Consider the following 20,036-nt stretch of genomic DNA (forward strand, 5'->3'; position numbering starts at 1 on the left):
TTAACTTAAAGGGAACTAATGTAACAACTTGGTCGAACTTGTTGTAAGCGGTGTAACTAAGGGTTGTGAACTCATGTATTAAAATTAACCTTTACATAGAAGATCAGAATCAGTGAATATTCGGAATATAGTTATTTTTTTTACAACAAAGCCAAAACTTTTATGGAGATGTCGTGCTGGAGTCCTGTTAATTTTCAGAGTGATATGGCAGTGGAGAGCGCTTTGTGCAAGGTTTTGATGAAGTTTCTCGAAAAATTTTTGAAGAAGAGATACCTTCTTTACTAAACGTCCCGCTACCCCTAACAGCACTTTTAAGTCAGGTTATCGTAAATCTTTGTGGTTGCGATCGCAAAAGAAGCTGGAAAGAAGAAGGTTTTGGCCTAGTTCATCAATCTTTCTTTGAGATAGTTTGGTTTGATAATGCCAACCTACTTAATCTTCATAATATGAACACTCAAATAAACTCCAGAATACCCGTTGCTTTGACTATTGCTGGTTCAGATAGCGGTGGCGGTGCAGGAATTCAAGCCGATTTACGTACCTTTGCTTTTCACTGTGTCCACGGTACTAGCGCTATAACCTGCATCACGGCACAAAACACTTTAGGGGTGAAAAGGGTTGATGCCATGCCAACAGAGGCTGTTGTGGCGCAAATTCAGGCAGTAGTTGAGGATATTGGCGTACAAGCTGCCAAAACGGGAATGTTGCTGAATCAGGAAATTATCTTTGCTGTTGCCCAGCAGGTGGAAGCTTTACAAATCAATAATTTAGTAGTTGATCCGGTAATGGTTTCACGTACAGGGGCACAATTGATTGATGATGATGCTGTGAAGACTCTATGCCATGCCCTGATTCCCAAGGCGCTTATAATCACGCCGAATCGCTACGAAGCCCAGATTTTAAGCGGTTTACAAATTAATTCTTTGGAAGATATGCAAGCTGCTGCTGAAACTATTCACAAGACTTTAGGGACGAAGGCTGTTTTAGTCAAGGGCGGAGGTATGCAGGGAGATTTACGTGGTGTTGATATCTGGTTTGATGGGGACAAGTTGGAAGTTTTGACTTGCCAGCAGGTAGAGACAAAAAATACCCACGGTACTGGTTGTACACTATCGGCTGCGATCGCTGCTAATCTGGCCAAGGGACAAGGCTTGTGGCAGGCAGTGCAAGAGGCAAAGAAGTATGTAACTACTGCACTCACTTACGCCTTAGATATTGGCGAAGGGCAAGGCCCTGTAGGACATTTCTTCCCATTGTGGGGACTGGGGACTGGGGACTAGGGACTAGGGACTAGGGACTAGGGACTGGGGACTAGGGACTAGAGACTAGGGACTAGGGACTAGAGAAAAGTTTTCTTAGTACCCAATCCCCAATCCCCAATCCCCAATCCCCAATTCCCAATTCCCAATAAATCTTTGCTCTTTCGGCATTTTTCTATTATTCTTGGGCATAGTTTCAGGGCTGACTATCTTTGTTAGCATCTCTGTACGACCTACTTACTTTGATTTTTAATACCAAGTCCCCGATGCGAACAACCATAGGTTCAGTTCACAGGAATTCGCCAACACCGACTACTCAAGCCTCCCCTCCCTCTGTACCACTTTTTGTATATAGGGAATTATCAACAGAGTTGCAAGCAACACAGGCGAAGCTACATGCACTTACCACCAAAAATCAGCAATTAGTACAAGAAAATCAACTATTACGCCAAGAAATTACCAAAGTTGTTGAGTCTTTTTCTCATTTGCAAAAGTTTGTGGATTCCCATACTGCGCCTGGTTATCAGCAAGTTCCTCAAACTTCTAGTGATTTTAAAAATGCCGCTAAAGTGCCAGTAACACAAGCGCGTCCACCTCAGCAGTATTGGTCGCATCCACCCGTAACTCCCAAAACACCACCCAAAAAAAGCCGCCAAGACTTTTCTCCACCTGTAATGGAAATGAATTTTCCGATAGCAGAACCAGTTTATATAGAAGAGCAACAAGTAAGTTATTATCCCACTACTGAGCCAGATGCCAAGGAACTTAATGGCTGGTGGTTAATTATCACCATATTGTTAATCATGCTTACTGCCTTTAGTGCTGGATATTTCGTTGTGCGTCCCTTGTTTGAACATCAGAAACGTTAGTTGGCACTCCCACAGTCAGCAGCACCAAGCTTTCAAGCTACCGAGCAATTTCTCTGCAATCATTCTCTAAAATATCTGAGCATATCTGCTAAATGGCGGAATTTATTTATTTTTAGGTTATAAAAGCTACATAAAATGCTAAATTGACAGCAACTTCTTTATGTTACAACTTTAAAGATTATCTAATTAATAAATCCTTGCCGCTTTTCATATCCCAAACCCTCAAGCAAAGCATCTACACTTTCAAAAAGTGGTAATTATTACATATATTTTAGGAAAAGCACTGCTAGTTACAGCTTCAGACAAAGGATCTGGTTAGATATATAAACGAAGCTAGTAAAAGTCAGGAGTCAAAAAGATGAAAAAAGTAGAAGCTATTATCCGCCCATTTAAGCTAGATGAGGTAAAAATTGCCTTGGTTAATGCTGGTATTGTCGGCATGACTGTTTCTGAAGTCCGGGGATTCGGACGGCAGAAAGGCCAAACTGAACGTTATCGCGGTTCTGAGTACACTGTTGAGTTTTTACAGAAACTCAAAGTGGAAATCGTTGTTGATGACAATCAAGTTGATATGGTGGTGGATAAAATTATTGCTGCTGCCCGCACTGGTGAAATCGGCGATGGTAAAATTTTCATCTCGCCTGTTGAGCAAGTGATTCGGATTCGCACCGGCGAAAAGAACACAGAAGCAGTTTAAAAAAGTTATAAGAGACGCGATTAATCGCGTCTGTACAGGAGTTATGATTTGTGAATCAAGACTAAATGAGTAATGATTTAGTAAAATTCATAAATCTAAACTCCCAATTCCTAACTCTTAATTTTCTCTAGCTGTGGAAGTAAAGCTGTAAAAGCCTTGCCTCTATGGCTAATTGACCCTTTCAGCTCCCGTGTCATCTCAGCAAAGGTCAATTGCAACTCTTGCACATAAAAAATTGGGTCGTAGCCGAAACCACCATCACCACGCGGTGCATAGAGAATTTCGCCGCGACAAATACCTTCAGATTCTAATACGATCGCACCATCAGGACGAGCGATCGCTACTGCACAAACAAATTGAGCTTGTCGATTTACCTCGTTGTCTAATTCTCTCAATAGCCTAGCAATGCGTTCTGAGTCGGTTTTGGCGTAACGTGCAGAATATACCCCTGGTGCGCCATTTAGAGCATCTACTTGCAAACCAGAATCATCAGCAATTGCCCAGTTTCCTGTAGCTTGAGCAATTTGTGATGCTTTCAAACAAGCATTGGCGGCAAAGGTTTCGCCTGTCTCTTCAATTTCCAAATCTTCAGGTTTGAGGGTTAATTCCCAATCAGAATTTTCCAGATAAGCTTGCATTTCCCGCAACTTACCTGGATTTCCTGTAGCTACTACGAGTAATGTCATGAATTACAAATTATTAGTTAGGAGTTAGGAGTGATAAGTTATAAGTTAATTAATTCCTAACTCTTAACTCTCAACTCCTCACTAATTTTACTCTGCCCAGTGTTTTGCCCAAGCAAGAGTTTGATGTACTTGCTCAATTGTCGGGGCTTCGCAGTAGAGGCGTAAAACTGGCTCAGTACCGCTAAATCGAATCATTAACCAGCTTTTATCAGCGAGGCGATACTTATAGCCGTCAATTGTCTGGCAATCAATCACTGCTAACCCGGCAATTTCTGTTAAGGGTTGAGTTTGCAGTTGTTGCAAAAGACGCGATCGCACTTCCATACTTGCTAAGGGTAAATCAATGCGATCGTAAGCAGAAATAAACCCTGTTTGTTTCTGCAAGTAGCGGTAATACTCACCTAAATCTAAACCAGATTCTACAATCGCCTCTAAAACGTATAATGCTGACAGCAGTGCATCACGTTCGGGTATATGGCTGCCATAGCCAATGCCTCCCGACTCTTCGCCGCCCAGTAACACTTTTGCAACTAACATTCTGTCAGCGATGTATTTATAACCAACTGCTGTTTCAAATACTGACAGGTTATGTAGTGCTGCTACTAGGGGCATTAAGTCGGAACCACTAACAGTTTTGACTATTTCACCCTTAAAGCCGCGCCGCAAGGTTAAATGGTCGATTAATATTGGGATTAAGACTTGAGAACTCAAGAAGTTGGCTTCCCCGTCTACAGCCGCAATGCGATCGCAGTCTCCATCAAATACCAACCCCACCGTTAAACCTGATTTATCTGTTTCTCGGTGAGTTTTGATGACTTCAAATAATTTTGAAAGGTATTTAGGCAACGGTTCCGGCGCACCACCACCAAATAGGGGATCGCGTTCTGAGTTGATTTCTTTGACTTGATTGCCTAGTAGTCTCGCCAATCCGCCAGCCGCCGCGCCATGCATAACATCGGCAAATAAAGTCAATTTGCCTGATGCGATCGCTTCTCGAATTTTGGCAATATCAACTTTACCCTCTAATGCTTGGGTATAACTGGGCCAAGGATCAAATTTCTCTTGCTTCCCTGGAGTAGCTGCTAATGGGACTCCAACCGACAACTGCGCTTCGATCTCTTTTGTGACTTCTGGCGGCACCGAACCACCAAAACAACCCTTGACTTTTAACCCCAAATATTTACCAGGATTATGGCTAGCTGTAATCACCAGCGCCCCTAAAGCATTGAGTTGTTTTGCTGCCCAACTATAAGCTGGGGTTGGGGCAAAGTTTTCGCTCAATAGCACATCAAATCCGACAGAGGTGACAGTATCTGCAACAGCACGAGCAAAATCTTCGGCCATGAATCGGCGATCATAACCGACAATTATTGTCCGGCTACCCACCGTAGGAAAATATGTATCATATAATACTTTTGCGGCAACTGGCGCGACCAGGGCTAGGCGTTCAAAGGTGAACTCGTCACCAATGATGCCCCGCCAGCCGTCTGTACCAAACTTGATTGAGTTAGCTACAACTGGCATCTAAGTATCCTAACTGTCTACTTGAGGATTCTAGCATTTATACAGTGTACAAAGTAAAAAAAGAATCTAGTAATAATATGTACTAATAATTAACAGTAAATTGGGCAAACTTGTGCATTCTAGAAGTGCGATCGCCCCAGAATTATACTGTTGCAGACATTGTTTTAAGTTGTGTTTAAATCCTATTAGAACTTCATTAATGAATCTTTGATACTTTACCAAAGCAGAGCATAACTTCACTGCTGTGCTTTCTGCTTTTAGTCTTTGCTTTGACCAAATAATCAATTATCTTGACTACTTCGCGATGTAAGACCAGTATTTCCGGTAAAATCAAATTCTGAGGACTGTGGATTTGGGAGAAATTTGGGGTGCCTACACTTGGCGTTAACATTGACCACATCGCCACCATCCGGCAAGCACGGCGGACAGTGGAACCTGACCCTGTGGCGGCGGCGGTGCTGGCAGAATTAGGGGGTGCAGATGGAATTACGGTGCATCTACGGGAAGATCGGCGGCATATCCAAGATAGAGATGTGCGTATATTGCGAGAAACAGTGCGATCGCATCTTAATTTAGAAATGGCCGCTACAAATGAAATGCTAGCGATCGCTCTCGATATCAAACCAGATTATGTAACTTTAGTCCCCGAAAAGCGCGAAGAAGTCACAACAGAAGGCGGATTAGATATTACCCTGCAAATTGCTAGAATAGGTGAGATAGTCGATAAATTGCAAAGCGCTAATATTCCGGTTAGTTTATTTATTGACGCCGAGCCATCACAAATCGAAGCATCTGTCAAGGTGCAGGCGCGATTTATTGAATTGCACACCGGACAATATGCTGAGGCTAAAGATGAAACCAATCGCCAGCGAGAATTAGCCATATTAGCTAAGGGGTGTGAACAAGCGATTCAAGCTGGATTGCGAGTCAACGCTGGTCATGGACTCACCTACTGGAACGTCTATCCGGTAGCTGCGCTTCCAGGTATGGAAGAACTGAATATTGGTCATACCATCATCAGTCGGGCAGCATTAGTAGGTATAGAAAGGGCAGTCCGCGAGATGAAACAAGCTATAAGAGGGAGTAGGGAATAGGGAATAGGGCATTGGGCATTGGGCATTGGGCATTGGGCATCGGGCATTGGGCATTGATTATTAATTCTTTTCCCTCACTCCCTCATCTCCCCACTCCCACATCTTAAAAGAGGGTTGTCTACTGCGAAATCTAGAAATTGAGAGCAAACCTTCAACAAAAACTTCTATGAGCGCAACACAGTCTAACAACCTGCCGCTTTGGGTACAGGATCGGGATAAGGTGATAGCAGAAAGCACTGATGTCGAGTGGCGCTATCAGACACCGCCTGATTATTCACGTTCCAAAGAGAATCTCGCTCAAGAAAGTACTTATAATCACCTTGAAGGTACACTGGAAGCGATCGTGCAAAACTTGGTACGAACCTTCGAGATGGAGGTATCCTTTAAAGCTAACCCGCAACAGTGGTTATCTATTGTGAATGACAAGTTTCGTGTAAGTACCAATGGCGGAGTCGAGTACACAGCAGCAGATTTATCAGCCCAAGGTACTTACAATTTATTTATGGCTGATTCAGAACACTACAAGGCTTCAGAAGAAAGCTTTGAATCATCCGCAAAAGTCTTCCACACAACATTTCCCCAAGGATTTCCTTGGGAAGTGCTGGAAGTTTTCTCAGGGCCACCAAATGTCACATTCAAATGGCGGCATTGGGGACATTTTAAAGGAGAATACAAAGGCCATGCACCTACTGGAGAGACAGTAGAAATTATCGGCATGAGCATTGCAAAAGTTACCGATGACTTGAAGGTTATTTCTTTGGAACATTACTTCGACAATAATTTGTTCTTGGAAAAGCTAACATCTGGTGGCAAACAGATAAATCCCCAAAAGCAGGGAAGTGCTTGTCCGTTCAGTTCTTGGTTCAAGAAGCACAAGAGTTAGTTTTTAGGGGTACAGAGTGCAGTACTGTGCCCTTAAATTATTCACATAGTAACCAGAGGATGAAAATGCAAACATATTATTACGTTTTGGCTAGTAAAAAATTTCTTCTCGATGAAGAACCAACACACGAAGTTCTCAAAGAACGCACCCGCCACTACCACGAACAAGAAAAACAAATAGATTTTTGGTTGGTTCAACAACCAGCTTTCTTAGAAACACCGCAGTTTACAGAGCTAAAAGCGAAGTGTCCTCAACCAGCAGTAGCAATTATTTCTACTAATCCCCAATTTATTACTTGGTTAAAACTGCGTTTAGAGTACGTCATCACTGGTGAATTCCAAGCTCCTTCTGAGACAATACCCGATGCATTGGCATCGCTTGCTACTGTTTCCTAATCTGGGTATGGGGCATTGGGTTATTCTCGTTATCTCATTGTCCCTTTGCCTTCCTCATCACCCATTCGCTTGATTGAGTTGATAAATGCAGTTTCTTGCTGACAGCATCAAGAGTAATTGCTGCATACTGTTTAGGGGTGAGGATGCCCGGATAACCCCTCATGGATAGACGTGCAATGAATGTAATGTCTTCAATTGATGAAGCGATTGAGCTTCCGCTTTAATAGCCAACCTAGACCGAAGCCGAAAATTGCAATATTAGTAGACGGTTCTGGAACTGAGGTATTTGTATGCGTTTGGAGTACCACGTTGTCGATGTTGACATCAAGGTTACTGAAAACACTCCTGACTGCAATTTCGTTAAAAGAGCTAATGATCCCAGAACCAGAATCAGATGCTTCTATAGAAAAACCATCAACTGATGCAGTTAGTCGAACTAATTGCGGAGTTAAGCGTTCGAGAAGGAGGTTTGCAGTATGAGGTGCTGTGTCGTTAATAGTAGGTACAGAGGTAGTTAATGCTAACGGAACATTTCCATCACCACCAGTAATGCTATCCCCAGAGTCGAAGTTTTCTTTATTAATTCCCAGTGATTTGGTAACAGCTAGACCAGACAACACCCAATAACCACCGTCATCTTCGATGGGAGTGCTACTGCCAACAAGTGAATTTAAAATATCAGTCGTGACAGGTGTATCACCAGAGTTGTATAAACCAAAACGCAAACCACTACCACGAATTTGCGGAAACTCAGCAGAAGTGCTAGAAAGACTAGGCTCAGTAGTGAAGCGAAAATCAAAGCTTAAATCAAGGGCATCGCCTATATTATTCCCCAAACTAACGGGAGCAAAAGTTCCAAGCGCAAAGTGAGCAGGAAGAAAAGAAGAGTTAAAGCTAACAAAAGAGGGAGTGTCAAGGTTCAAAGCGTTTCCAGTCCCAAGAATTGGATCGTTAACTACGTCTAATTGAATTTGAGGAGGAGTTGAAACTGTTTGATAAAAATTTGATGAAATTTCAAACCAGGAAATATCTAACGGATCAACACCATTAGTACGGCCACCGTCGGTATAAGTATCGTTCACGAAAACTTGAGCTTTAGCCTTTTCACTAAAAGTAATTACGATAGTAACGAGTAAGGCAGACGAAAGAACTAGTTTAAGGTATTTGTTCAACATACGACTGATTTATCTACTCTTATGGGCTGTTATTAAGCATAGGATTAAAGAATAGCATTACAGTCAGAAGTATAAGTTAATTGGTAGTTAAAAATTAAAAATATATTGACAAAAAGCTTATATAGCAATGGTTTAAGTCTTAGCAGAACTCTTTGTCCGATTGCTGATTTAGCTTTTTAACCTATGGAAAATATCGAGACTACCTAGCTATAAAAGCCTTTTTCTCTAGGGTAGTGACATTAATTACGGTTTTACCGTCGAAAAACCGTAATTTATTTTTCATAAAGCTACCACAGATTATCTCAAGAAGCAAATTCACCATACCCTCACCAAAAATAAAACAGCCGCACCAATTCCCTAGTCGCAAAATACCAAAAGGGCGATGGTCAATCAATTACTACGTAGAGACAAGTGCTATATTATTTTGGGGAAACAAAATATTTTTTTATAAAATCTTCTAAGACACCTTAATTTACATAATCTAACTTTTGTGCATAGATTTCAGATTTTACCAAGTGTTTTAGGATTAGCGATGTCTACGATGAGCTTCGCTTACGCAGGGTTGATTGATGGCATGAGTACTGTTTTTGCCCAACAAACCATTCCTCCTTGTCAACCACCAACTGCGGGTGAGTATCTTTTATTAGTAGTCAGCCCAACAGCAGATAATCAAAAGCAGTTGCGTAGTGCTTTACCACCGGAACTGAAAACGATTACCTGTAAATATCTCAACGAAACTGTGACACGGATAGGGGGCTTTAACAAAATTGATGATGCTAATCGATGGGCAAGGTATGTCAGCAATATTGTTGGCTTGTCTGCCATCATTACCACGCGACCAACAACGCCAGACGTGCAGCCACAGCAACAGGCACAACTACAGCCACAGGCACAGCTACAGCAGCCTCAGCAGACAGTTTATAATCCTCAAGCATTAGGAGAAGGTTATGCAGTGCTAGTAGATTATTACAACCGTCCAGAACTAGTAAATAGTGTGCAACAAGTAGTGGGAGGGAACGTAGGTTTTGTTTCTTATGGACAACGCCCTTACTTGTTGGCAGTTTATACAACTAACCAAACTGAAGCATACAACACCTTGCAGAAGCTGAACAATGGCGGTTTTGTTGCCAGTATAGTAGATAGTCGTAAGGTAATTCTGCTGCGTTCAACTGTACGGTTGTAGTCATTAATCATTAGTCATTAGTCATTAGTCATTGGTTAATAAACAGTAGACTGTGGACTATTGACTAATAAGCAGACCTAGCTAACCAATAGATGGTTATGCCCAAAGCCGACCCAGCTATTACCTGAACTGGTGTATGTCCGAGTAATTCCTTGAGACGGTCTTGGCTAAAGTCTGGTTTTTCATGAAATAATTCATCAATCATTTGATTGAGGATACGAGCTTGCTTACCAGCCGCTTGGCGAACTCCGGCTGCATCATACATGACGATGATGGCAAAAATCATCGCAACGGCAAAATCAGGAGATGCCCAACCGAGTGTTTGCCCTACACCTGCGGCAAGAGCTGTAACTAAAGCTGAATGGGCACTGGGCATACCTCCGGTTGTCACCAAAACACGTATATTCAGTTTGCGATGTTTGACGATCTCGACTACGAGCTTTAGGGCTTGAGCAATTAAACAAGCTATTAGAGCAACCAGCAGCACCCGGTTGTCTAAAATGTTGCCTATGTCCTGCATGGTATTTTGGTTAGGTTAGTAAATATTAGCAGCAGTTGTTGGTTGAGGAAACATCTAGATTCAACCCAAAATCCAAAATTAACCTAGTACATTACGGTGGAAACAGACCAATTATTCAAATTCACCTAAAAGCTTACCTGATAAACTTTTTGGATTTTGATATGAGTGAATTTTGAATTTCGCTAGACGGTGTAGTATAGCATGGCATCAATCAACCACCCACTCCAAATCAATAAAACGCTTAGGAATTAGGAATTATCCAAAGCGTCACTAGTTATTGCGGCTGATGATAAAATGAGCGATCGCTTGGAGTGATTTAGCTTTCTCTCCAAATGGTTCTAGTTCTGCACAAGCTGCTTTAACTAACTCTTGGGCTTTTGAGCGAGACTCTTCAAGTCCCCAAAGGCTAGGATAGGTCACTTTCTTCGCTTGTTGGTCTTTACCAGCCGTTTTACCTAACTGCTCTTTTGTAGAAGTGATATCCAGAATATCATCTATGATTTGGAATGCTAGCCCAATATTTTCAGCATAACGGGTTAGTCGTTGCACATCTTCAGTTGATGCTCCAGCGATAATGCCGCCACAAACTACGCAAGCTTCCAGAAGGGCGGATGTTTTGTGTCTATGAATGAAATTTAGGGTTTCTAGAGAAATATCTGATTTCCCCTCACACTCTAAATCGACAACTTGACCGCCGACCAAACCAGCTGCGCCCAGCGCCCGACCAAGACGAACAATTACCTGCAAGGTTAGCTCTCTGTTAACGCTTTGGGGGGTTTTAAGGGCAACAATCTCAAAAGCGAGTGCTAATAAGCCGTCCCCAGCCAAAATCGCCACATCTTCGCCATAGACTTTATGATTTGTCAGCTTTCCACGACGGTAATCGTCATTATCCATCGCTGGCAGATCGTCATGAATCAAAGACATTGTGTGGATCATCTCCACAGCACAAGCCGTTGGCATAGCCATTTCGATAGTGCCACCCATCATTTCACAGGTAGCAAGGCAAAGAATAGGACGTACACGCTTGCCTCCAGCTAATAACGAGTAGCGCATCGCCTCATAAATCTTTTCTGGATAAATGATGGGGATAGCCTGATCTAAAGCAGTATCACAAAGCTTTTGTCGTTCTTTCAGATAAGCTGCTAAGTTAAATGTGGCTTCCTCTGGTGGTGTCTTTTGAACGTTATCAGTTGCTACCATTCTTAAATTCCTGACATTTTGGGATTTTTGTCTTATACGTCACAATTTTAAGGTGCTGTGGCGCTGAAAAAATGAAGAATTAGAAGTAGAGACGCGATTAATCGCCTCTGTACAGGAGTTAGGATTAATAACTCTTAACTTTTGACTTATCACTCCTCACTTTTTTCTCTTGCCGCCTGGAATAGCTGGCAAATGTATTTTGCAACAATATGGCGACAGTCATAGGGCCAACACCACCAGGAACGGGGGTGATAAATTCTGCTACAGCAGATGTTGATTCAAAGTGGACATCGCCAATTAAACGGCTTTTGCCACTAGCATCGGTGACGCGATTCATTCCCACATCTACCACAACAGCGCCCGGTTTTACCATATCAGCAGTGATTAGTCCGGGACGGCCTACTGCTGCAATTAGAATATCAGCATTTTGGGTGATGGTTTTGAGGTCATGCGATCGCGAGTGAGCGATCGTGACTGTGGCATCAGCTTCTAGTAGCATCAGTGCCATTGGTTTACCCACCAAAATACTGCGTCCCACTACTACTGCCTGTTTTCCCTGCAAAGAAATCTCATATTCTTCTAAAAGCCGCATTACACCAGCCGGGGTGCAGCTACGTAAACCGGCTTCTCCCCGGACTAGTCGCCCCAAGTTAACTGGGTGCAGTCCATCAGCGTCTTTATCGGGATCAATTTGATGTAGCAGAGCTACAGCATCCAAGTGGTTAGGTAAGGGCAGCTGCACAAGAATGCCATCCACCCGTTCATCGTGGTTTAGTGCAGCGATGACCTCTTCTAACTCCTCAAAGGTAGTTTGGGCAGGAAAATGCTTACCAAAAGAAGCGATCCCAACTTTAGCGCAAGCTTTTTCTTTATTACGAACATAAGCAGCTGAAGCTGGATTATCGCCAACCATTAGTACTGCTAAACCAGGCGATCGCCCAATTTTTGGTTGTAATTGTGTAATGGCAACAGAAAGTTCTTGCTGAATTTTTGCTGCTATTGCTTTACCATCAAGGAGTTTGGCAGTTTTTGTTTCCATGAGAATTCCCAGCTATATTCGCCTTTTGTCAAAATACTTGCAACAAGTCCATTCGTGAGAGGTTAAGACAAACTCATTTTTGTCAATTAGTAACTCTGCTGAAAATTTTCTAAAAAAGTGAGTATAAAATAAAGCTTGATACTGAATTTTGATGCAAGAACGAGTGATCCTTTTAAATATGACGCGATCGCTAGCCCAAAAATTCTGTTGATTAGCCTCATTTTTCCCAAATTTTTAAGTACTATTGCTTATTGACAAAAGCTCTATAACCTTAACCTCTCACCGATGCAACAAGTCTTTCTTTCCCCCTGCCCCCTTTTTTAGTGCTGAGTGCTGAGTTAGGAGTTAAAAGTTTAAAGTTCGCAGTCAGAAGTAACTATTTTTCCCCTGCCCCCTGCCCCCTGCTCCCTGCCTCTTAATTGGTGTCGTAGCGTTTTTCTCACAGTGAATCCATAATCTTTATTTTCTCAGATCAATGGCGTTATCTGAAGAATAAAGAGTTAAGGATGAAATTCAGAACATTTTTTGCTCAGTTAAGAGTGGGTTTCTGAAAGTGCAGAGAATAGTATAGATGGGAACAGACCTGATGAAACTGGCGACACAAGCAGTGAAGCAAAAATTTGCTCAATCGGTGGCTTTCATGCAACAAACGAGAATGTCTCTTCCGTTCTTGTACGGACACAGTATTGTTTCCTACCGCCTGGGGTTGATTTTTTTATTAGTGGTAGGACTTTGTAGTTGTGGTAGTTTAACCTCGTCTGGCTTGAATGGGACTAATTTTACAATTGGTACTAATGTCACCCCAATTCGAGAAATTAAACCAGAACAAGACAATAAGGCTACAGTTTACATCCAAGGTAAGGTGGAGAAGAAAGCTCCTTTGATAAAGCAGTGGGCTTATCAAATTAATGACTCAACTGGCAAAATTTGGGTTATCACCAATCAAAAAAATCTAAACGAAGGGGCACAAGTGGTGATTAAAGGTAAAATTCGCTACCGAAGTATCCCTTTAGCTGGGAAAGAATTGGGGGAAGTTTATTTAGAAGAAGAGTAATTAGCAATTAAAAATAAGACATGAATAATCAACCGATACATGTAGCGATCGCAATTCTCTACCAAAAAAATAAGTTTCTCATGCAACTGCGAGATAACATCCCCGGTATTCTCTACCCTGGTTACTGGGGGCTATTTGGTGGTCATATCGAACCTGGTGAAACACCAGAGGTAGCAGTGAAGCGAGAAATTTTAGAAGAAATCGGCTATACCTTACCACCCTTTGGTGAATTTGGCTGTTATACCGACGAAAGAGTTGTTCGTCATGTCTTTCATGCACCACTCTCGGTGGAATTAAATCAACTGGTTTTGAATGAAGGCTGGGATATGGGATTATTGACCGTAGAAAATATTTACCAAGGTAGCTGTTATTCACAAAACGCTGGTGAGGTGAGACCTTTGGGGAATGTGCATCAAAAAATCATGTTGAATTTTATTCAGACAAAGCAACAAACCTAGTGCCGTAAAGTAAAAGTCAAAAGTATTATGAAATAAGCTCTTAAGGGATTTTAAATGGTTGCTCTATTTACGCCGTGGCGTACTAGTTTATCCTTGCTTGCGTATATTGTAATTGCAGCACGATCTCTTAAATAGGTTATATGATTTTTCATGAATCGAAATCAAAGCCAAAATAGAGTTAGAACTCTTGTGGAGTCATCACTAATGCAATCAGCAAATAAACTACCGCGATGGTTAACTCTAGGATTGGCATTTCCGATTATTATTCTCAACGGCTGGCTATTGCTCCAAGTTATACAATACTTTCAACCTTTAGTTAGCGTTATCGCCGCCGCCATCCTGCTAGCTTTTGTCTTGAACTATCCAATCCAGTTTCTTCAAGAACAAGGGGTAAAACGCAACGTAGCGATCGCCGGAGTGTTACTTTTGACTCTAGTGGTTTTAGTGGCTTTAGGTATCACCTTGGTTCCCCGGATTATCCAACAGCTTGTTGAGCTAGCTAATATATTGCCCAGTTGGATTGATTCTGGTACTCAACAGTTGCAAAATTTCCAAGATTGGGCATTAAGTCAACAACAACTTCCGATTAATTTAAGTGGTTTATTTACCCAAGTTCTTGAACGATTATCTAACCAGCTTCAGTCTTTCACTGGTAGAATTCTTGGTTTTGCTGTCGATACCATTGGTATTGTGCTGAACGTGCTGCTGGCGGTAGTGCTAACTATCTACCTAATATTAAACGGTGAACGTCTTTGGGACGGAGTTTTTCAGTGGCTTCCCCGTAATATTGGGTTAAGAGTCCGGGAATTACTTCGAGAGGATTTCCACAATTACTTTATCGGTCAAGCAACATTGGGAGCTGTGTTAGGAGTAACAATTACACTGGCGTTTTTAGCCCTGCAAGTTCCCTTAGCTCTACTTTTTGGCATCGGTATTGGTTTATTTTCTCTCTTCCCCTTTGGTACAGGAGTAGGTATCGCTATAGTAAGTTTGTTGGTAGCGCTGCAAAACTTTTGGTTAGGAGTTGAAGTCTTAGGTGTAGCTGTTGCGATCGACCAAGTTAATTCTAATTTTATAGCACCGAGAATTCTTGGCAATTTGACTGGGCTAAATCCCGTGTGGGTAGTAATTTCTTTGCTTTTGGGGGCAAAGTTGGGAGGAGTTCTGGGTTTGTTAATTGCGATTCCTATTGCCAGTTTTATCAAGGATATAACAGATAGCTGGCGAGCTGGCGAGTTTAACAAGATAGATGATATCGTGACAGAGCCGATAAAGATTACAAGTGAGACAGCAAGAATCTTATAGTTAAAATTCAATTTCTAAGTTAAGAGAAATGGACAATGTTGACTATTTATCAAAATGTCTATTCTTTGCTTATTACTTGTTTTTTGCCCTCAAGTTTTACGGTAAGCTTTCCTAAATTTGTTAAGAATTCAAAGAAACTCAGTCCCTTGGCTAAAAGCAGATATGCATTGTAGTTGACCACCGTGTTTTTCTACAATAATTTGATAGCTAATAGATAGACCTAATCTAGTTCATTTGCCAACAGGTTTAGTGCTGAAAAAGGGGTCAGCCCCTTCGGGGAAGTCAAAAGTCAAAAGTTTTGAACCCCATAAATAAATTTAGGGGCTTGAGTTAACTGACGTAGGAAATATGCGCTATGCCACTCGTTATACATTTTTTTTCTTCTCCATTAGGACTTACGCAAAAATTGCTAAAAAGCTTAATTTCTCGAACCGCCAAGACGCCAAGAGCGCCGAGAATTCGTAGAGTGTGCGTAAGTCCTAGATATAAGGGGTGGGGTTCTTATTTTTAATTTATGCAAGAGGTCTATTAACCCTTGGATAACCCAAGCTTTACTTGTTGGGATAAGAGAATGTGCTAAACACTTATTCTGTAATACTTCTTAAGCTTGGCATTATTTATCATGGAATCTAATCGCCCATCGCAACTAAACCGTCGCCAGTTTTTACTCCGTTCAACTATCACAGCAGGTGGAATTATTGCCACAAATCTTGTATCGAAATCACAAGTTTTTGCCCAAGCGCCTGCAATTATCACCTCTGACAAAATGCGTCCTGCTATACCTTATGGTGTAGCTAGCGGAGATATTTCCAAAGATAGCATTGTTATTTGGAGCCGTAGCGATCGCCCCGCCAAAATGATCGTAGAATACTCTACCAGCGAATCTTTTAAAAATGTCCGGCGAGTTGTGGGGCCCAATGCTTTAAAAAATAGCGACTTTACAGCACGACTTTATCTGAGGAACTTACCCCCAGACCAAAAATTATTTTATCGAGTGATTTTCCAAGATTTAGATTATAAAGGCACTTACAGCGCTCCTGTCAAAGGCACTTTCCGCACTCCCCCCAAATCTGGGCGAGATATATTCTTTGTGTGGGGTGGTGACACTGCTGGTCAAGGATGGGGGATTAATCCTGATTTCGGTGGGATGAAAATTTACGAAACTATGCGCCAACTTCACCCCGACTTTTTCATTCATTCTGGCGATAATATTTATGCTGATGGCCCGATTCAATCAGAAGTAACTTTAGACGACGGCACTATTTGGAAAAACATCACTACACCAGAAAAATCCAAAGTAGCAGAAACTCTCACAGAATTTCGTGGCAACTATATCTACAATTTGCTGGATGAAAACATCAAGCGTTTCAACGCTGAAGTTCCCATATTAGCACAGTGGGACGACCACGAAACCACAAATAATTGGTATCCTGGAGAAGTTCTCCTTAACGATGACCGCTACACAGTTAAGGATGTTAACTTACTAGCCCAAAGGGCAAGACAAGCATTTTTGGAATATCTACCTATTGGGTATGAAACAAATGATCCAGATAAAACGAAAATTTATCGCTCCTTTAACTATGGCCCATTATTAGACATTTTCATGCTGGATGAGCGTACTTACCGGGGGCCCAACTCTCCCAATAATCAGCCAGTACCGAGTAAAAAAACAGACTTTTTGAGTAAAAAACAAGTGGAATGGTTGAAAAGACAATTGCTCTCATCAAAAGCAACATGGAAAGTGATTGCGAGTGATATGCCTTTGGGACTGATAGTTAAAGACGGTAGCACTGATTTTGAAGCTTGGGCTAATGGAGATGGCCCAGCTTTAGGAAGAGAATTAGAACTTGCCGATTTACTACGATTTATCAAAAATAAAAATATCCAGAATGTTGTTTGGTTAACTGCTGATGTACATTATGCAGCTGCCCACTATTACAACCCCGCTAAAGCACAGTTTACCGACTTTAAGCCTTTTTGGGAGTTTGTCGCTGGGCCTCTTAACTCTGGTACATTTGGCCCTAATGAATTGGAAAATACCTTTGGGCCACAATTAATATTTCAAAGTCTTCCTCCAGGTACGAAAGCAAATCGACCCCCAAGTGAAGGTTTGCAATTCTTTGGAGGAGTTAAAATTAATGGAAATACAAAAGTGATGACGGTAACACTGCGTAACTTGGTAGGAAAAATTGTTTACAGTGTAGATTTACCGCCAGAAAAATAAATCCTCAAAAACTTAGCGAAAAATAGCCAGTTAGATAGAGTAATTACACAATTTTTTACTCTGTCTACTGGCTTTGCTGTTTTTACTGAAAGAATATATAGCAATCTGATTCGCTTTTTGCTCTACACCGAATGGGTGATGCTCACCTGTTGCGGTTCACTCGCTGTAATTGAAGGTCTAAAACACCGAAGTATACCTGTTCAACATGTGCTGATCTTGATGGTGCTTGGTTTTATGGGTCTGAGATTACCAAGCGGTCATACCTGGGTGAAAGTGCTTTATACTGCGATCGCAATCTTACCGACGCTGTATCTGATTGTGGTGATTCGCAGTTGCTTTTTATTTGAATCACTTGGGCGCTCACCTTTTAAACCGCCTCAATTTGGGTAACCGATCGCAGATGGCTATTTATAGTGTTTAGAGTTTTTTGGATAATTTATGCAATGGAGCGATCGCACTAAAAGGGTAAAAATGCTTGAGCGATCGTCACTGGTACGAGCTAAATTTAGATAGGTAGAGTTTTGGGGTTTATCATGCTTAAACAACTCATCTTAGAGAACTGGAAAAGTTTCCGTTATGCGCAGCTTCCACTTGACCCATTGACTGTTCTGATTGGTACAAACGCAAGTGGTAAATCTAATGTAGCTGAAGCGTTAGAGTTGCTCAAAAGAATCGTCAGAGGTGAGGATATTGAAGTAGCTTTAGAAGGAAATAAAACTCTTTCTTCTATTCGGGGCGGTGTTGAATGGGCTGCTCTTAAACCAGAAAATCAATTTATATTAAAACTAATAGTTCAAGGTGAAGATGATAAGACAGATTATTTTTATAGTATTACAGTACAGACTAAACCAGATGTTCATATTGTCCAAGAATCTCTTGAGATACAAAAAATATCATCAAATTTTCAGAGTAATAATGAAACATTAATTAATAATATTTTATTAAGTAATAAATCATATTTGTCAGAAGTTAATCACTTATTTGCACAAGGAAAAAAGAAACATGATAAGTTGAAGCTGGCAATTAATAAATTAAATAATGATAACCAAGAGTTATTAAAAAATTTTAATGCATTAAAAGAAAATCTAACTAATAATGAGGCAAAAGCTGAAATAATTATTGAAGAAATAAAAAATGTCAAGAATCAAACGAATAAAATGATTGAAATAATTTATGAAAATGATAATAATTTTGATTTACTTAGTAATTATCTTAAGGTAATGAATATCATAATTAATAAAATTAGTAGTATTTTTATATTAAATCCTATTCCTTCTACGATGCGCGATTATTCACGCTTATCTGACATCTTAGAAAGCGATGGTTCTAATATTGCTGGTGTACTAGCAGCATTGGATAACGAACAAAAAGCCGAAGTCGAATCAACTCTATCAGCCTACATCAAAGATTTCCCTGAAGGAGATATTAAAACAGTATTTGCAGAACCAATTGGTAGACTTAAAACTGATGCGATGCTTTACTGTGAAGAAGAATGGAAACCTGGAGAGATGACATTAATAGATGCTAGAAGTATGTCAGATGGAACTTTACGCTTTCTAGCAATCCTCACAGCATTACTTACTAGACCAGAAGGAAGTCAACTAGTAATTGAAGAAATAGATAATGGGCTTCATCCCTCACGTGCAGAATTACTGGTAAGAATACTGCGGGAGGTTGGCAGCAAAAGAAAAATTGATATTTTAATTACTACTCATAACCCAGCCTTACTTGATGCTTTAGGCCCAGAGATAGTTCCTTTTGTGGTTGTCGCACACCGCAATAAAGAAACTGGAGAAAGCAAGCTTACACTTTTAGAAGATATTGAAAATCTTCCTCTTTTGTTAGCATCAGGTACTTTAGGCAAACTAGCAACTAAAGGTGCAATTGAAAAGAGCCTTTCTGATAATAAGTAAAATTAAATATGAGAAAGGTTTTGATTATTGACACATCCATACTTTGTGTATACTTGGGTGTCCCTGGTAAAGAGACTTGTGGTTCTGATAATGATAAATGGGATAAAAAAAGAGTTGAAACCCGTTTTCTGGAAGAAGAAAAACAAGGTGCAAAGTTTATACTACCAATAGCAACAATTATAGAAACTGGTAATCACATTGCACAAGCTAACTCTAAGCGATATGAAATTGCTCAAGCTTTCGGTAATATTTTAGTGAAAGTAGCAGATGGAGTTATACCTTGGGGAGTTTTTGAAACTCAAGTGGGTGAACTTTGGAATTCAGAGCAATTGAAACAGTTGGCTACTGAATGGCCTACTCTAGCATGTAGAAAAATTTCTATCGGAGATGCGACAATTAAGACTGTGGCTGAATATTACGCCAAAACCAGTAGTACATTTCAAGTAGAAATTTTTACGGGCGATGGGGGACTCAAGGCTTATGAACCAGCTACCCCAGCACCTACGCGTCGTAGCAGTCGAACAAAAAGGTAAAATATCCTTGAGCGATCGCCCT

At 41.0% G+C, this 20,036-nt stretch carries 20 protein-coding genes; 14 read left to right on the plus strand and 6 right to left on the minus strand.

What is annotated here, in order from left to right; translation table 11 throughout:
• Positions 1-446 precede the first annotated feature (446 nt).
• The 3 genes from thiD to CDC33_RS04735 all read left to right on the plus strand — a co-directional run bounded on the left by thiD (position 447) and on the right by CDC33_RS04735 (position 2,825).
• Complete coding sequence (gene thiD / locus CDC33_RS04725) at positions 447-1,280, plus strand: bifunctional hydroxymethylpyrimidine kinase/phosphomethylpyrimidine kinase (protein ID WP_109012441.1); 834 nt, start codon at positions 447-449, stop codon at positions 1,278-1,280.
• A 245-nt stretch (positions 1,281-1,525) separates the two neighbouring features.
• The gene (locus CDC33_RS04730; protein ID WP_109007513.1) at positions 1,526-2,128 is read left to right on the plus strand and encodes a hypothetical protein; all 603 of its coding nucleotides are present in this window, start codon (positions 1,526-1,528) and stop codon (positions 2,126-2,128) included.
• Between the two features lie 358 nt (positions 2,129-2,486).
• The gene (locus tag CDC33_RS04735; RefSeq protein ID WP_012410794.1) at positions 2,487-2,825 is read left to right on the plus strand and encodes a P-II family nitrogen regulator; all 339 of its coding nucleotides are present in this window, start codon (positions 2,487-2,489) and stop codon (positions 2,823-2,825) included.
• A 110-nt stretch (positions 2,826-2,935) separates the two neighbouring features.
• On the opposite strand, the gene rdgB is transcribed toward CDC33_RS04735, so the two are convergent.
• Together rdgB and CDC33_RS04745 are read right to left on the minus strand one after the other, a co-directional pair.
• Complete coding sequence (gene rdgB, locus CDC33_RS04740) at positions 2,936-3,511, minus strand: RdgB/HAM1 family non-canonical purine NTP pyrophosphatase (RefSeq protein ID WP_109007514.1); 576 nt, start codon at positions 3,509-3,511, stop codon at positions 2,936-2,938.
• 87 nt (positions 3,512-3,598) lie between these two features.
• Positions 3,599-5,035 carry a phosphoglucomutase/phosphomannomutase family protein gene (locus CDC33_RS04745; protein ID WP_109007515.1) on the minus strand — a complete coding sequence of 479 codons (1,437 nt, stop codon included), beginning with the start codon at positions 5,033-5,035 and terminating at the stop codon, positions 3,599-3,601.
• Positions 5,036-5,403: 368 nt separating this feature from the next.
• On the opposite strand from CDC33_RS04745, the gene CDC33_RS04750 reads away from it, so the two are divergent.
• From CDC33_RS04750 to CDC33_RS04760, 3 genes are all read left to right on the plus strand, one after another.
• Positions 5,404-6,129, plus strand: coding sequence for a pyridoxine 5'-phosphate synthase (locus CDC33_RS04750; protein WP_109007516.1), 726 nt, complete (start codon positions 5,404-5,406; stop codon positions 6,127-6,129).
• Between the two features lie 166 nt (positions 6,130-6,295).
• On the plus strand, positions 6,296-7,012 hold the full coding sequence (locus CDC33_RS04755) for a nuclear transport factor 2 family protein (RefSeq protein ID WP_109007517.1): 717 nt from the start codon (positions 6,296-6,298) through the stop codon (positions 7,010-7,012).
• A gap of 65 nt (positions 7,013-7,077) precedes the next feature.
• The gene (locus CDC33_RS04760; protein WP_109012442.1) at positions 7,078-7,407 is read left to right on the plus strand and encodes an MgPME-cyclase complex family protein; all 330 of its coding nucleotides are present in this window, start codon (positions 7,078-7,080) and stop codon (positions 7,405-7,407) included.
• A 191-nt stretch (positions 7,408-7,598) separates the two neighbouring features.
• Here the strand turns inward: CDC33_RS04760 and CDC33_RS04765 are convergent, their stop codons facing one another.
• A complete protein-coding gene (locus CDC33_RS04765) occupies positions 7,599-8,582 on the minus strand; it encodes a PEP-CTERM sorting domain-containing protein (protein WP_109007518.1) in 984 nt (327 codons plus the stop codon).
• Between the two features lie 490 nt (positions 8,583-9,072).
• Here CDC33_RS04765 and CDC33_RS04770 point away from each other — a divergent pair, with 490 nt between their 5' ends.
• Positions 9,073-9,765 (plus strand): hypothetical protein, encoded by a 693-nt coding sequence (locus tag CDC33_RS04770; RefSeq protein WP_109007519.1) that lies wholly within the window; start codon positions 9,073-9,075, stop codon positions 9,763-9,765.
• Positions 9,766-9,829: 64 nt separating this feature from the next.
• Here the strand turns inward: CDC33_RS04770 and CDC33_RS04775 are convergent, their stop codons facing one another.
• From CDC33_RS04775 to folD, 3 genes are all read right to left on the minus strand, one after another.
• Positions 9,830-10,285 carry a divergent PAP2 family protein gene (locus tag CDC33_RS04775; protein WP_109007520.1) on the minus strand — a complete coding sequence of 152 codons (456 nt, stop codon included), beginning with the start codon at positions 10,283-10,285 and terminating at the stop codon, positions 9,830-9,832.
• Positions 10,286-10,555: 270 nt separating this feature from the next.
• Entirely contained in the window at positions 10,556-11,488 is a 933-nt protein-coding gene (gene crtE / locus CDC33_RS04780) for a geranylgeranyl diphosphate synthase CrtE (protein WP_109007521.1), read from the minus strand.
• A gap of 124 nt (positions 11,489-11,612) precedes the next feature.
• A complete protein-coding gene (gene folD / locus CDC33_RS04785) occupies positions 11,613-12,527 on the minus strand; it encodes a bifunctional methylenetetrahydrofolate dehydrogenase/methenyltetrahydrofolate cyclohydrolase FolD (protein WP_109007522.1) in 915 nt (304 codons plus the stop codon).
• Positions 12,528-13,113: 586 nt separating this feature from the next.
• Between folD and CDC33_RS04790 the strand changes: the two genes are divergently transcribed.
• From CDC33_RS04790 to CDC33_RS04815, 7 genes are all read left to right on the plus strand, one after another.
• Positions 13,114-13,581 (plus strand): hypothetical protein, encoded by a 468-nt coding sequence (locus tag CDC33_RS04790; RefSeq protein WP_244919142.1) that lies wholly within the window; start codon positions 13,114-13,116, stop codon positions 13,579-13,581.
• A gap of 20 nt (positions 13,582-13,601) precedes the next feature.
• Positions 13,602-14,039: an NUDIX hydrolase gene (locus CDC33_RS04795; protein ID WP_109007523.1), complete on the plus strand. Its 438-nt coding sequence runs from the start codon at positions 13,602-13,604 to the stop codon at positions 14,037-14,039.
• Between the two features lie 204 nt (positions 14,040-14,243).
• Positions 14,244-15,344, plus strand: a complete 1,101-nt coding sequence (locus CDC33_RS04800) for an AI-2E family transporter (RefSeq protein WP_109007524.1) — start codon at positions 14,244-14,246, stop codon at positions 15,342-15,344.
• A gap of 622 nt (positions 15,345-15,966) precedes the next feature.
• Positions 15,967-17,568 carry an alkaline phosphatase D family protein gene (locus CDC33_RS04805; protein WP_109007525.1) on the plus strand — a complete coding sequence of 534 codons (1,602 nt, stop codon included), beginning with the start codon at positions 15,967-15,969 and terminating at the stop codon, positions 17,566-17,568.
• A gap of 117 nt (positions 17,569-17,685) precedes the next feature.
• Positions 17,686-17,958, plus strand: coding sequence for a hypothetical protein (locus CDC33_RS37700; protein ID WP_146195774.1), 273 nt, complete (start codon positions 17,686-17,688; stop codon positions 17,956-17,958).
• A gap of 143 nt (positions 17,959-18,101) precedes the next feature.
• Positions 18,102-19,481, plus strand: coding sequence for an AAA family ATPase (locus tag CDC33_RS04810; protein ID WP_109007526.1), 1,380 nt, complete (start codon positions 18,102-18,104; stop codon positions 19,479-19,481).
• A gap of 8 nt (positions 19,482-19,489) precedes the next feature.
• The gene (locus CDC33_RS04815) at positions 19,490-20,014 is read left to right on the plus strand and encodes a hypothetical protein (RefSeq protein ID WP_109007527.1); all 525 of its coding nucleotides are present in this window, start codon (positions 19,490-19,492) and stop codon (positions 20,012-20,014) included.
• Positions 20,015-20,036 lie beyond the last annotated feature (22 nt).

The organism is Nostoc commune NIES-4072, assembly GCF_003113895.1.
GTDB classification, from domain to species: domain Bacteria; phylum Cyanobacteriota; class Cyanobacteriia; order Cyanobacteriales; family Nostocaceae; genus Nostoc; species Nostoc commune.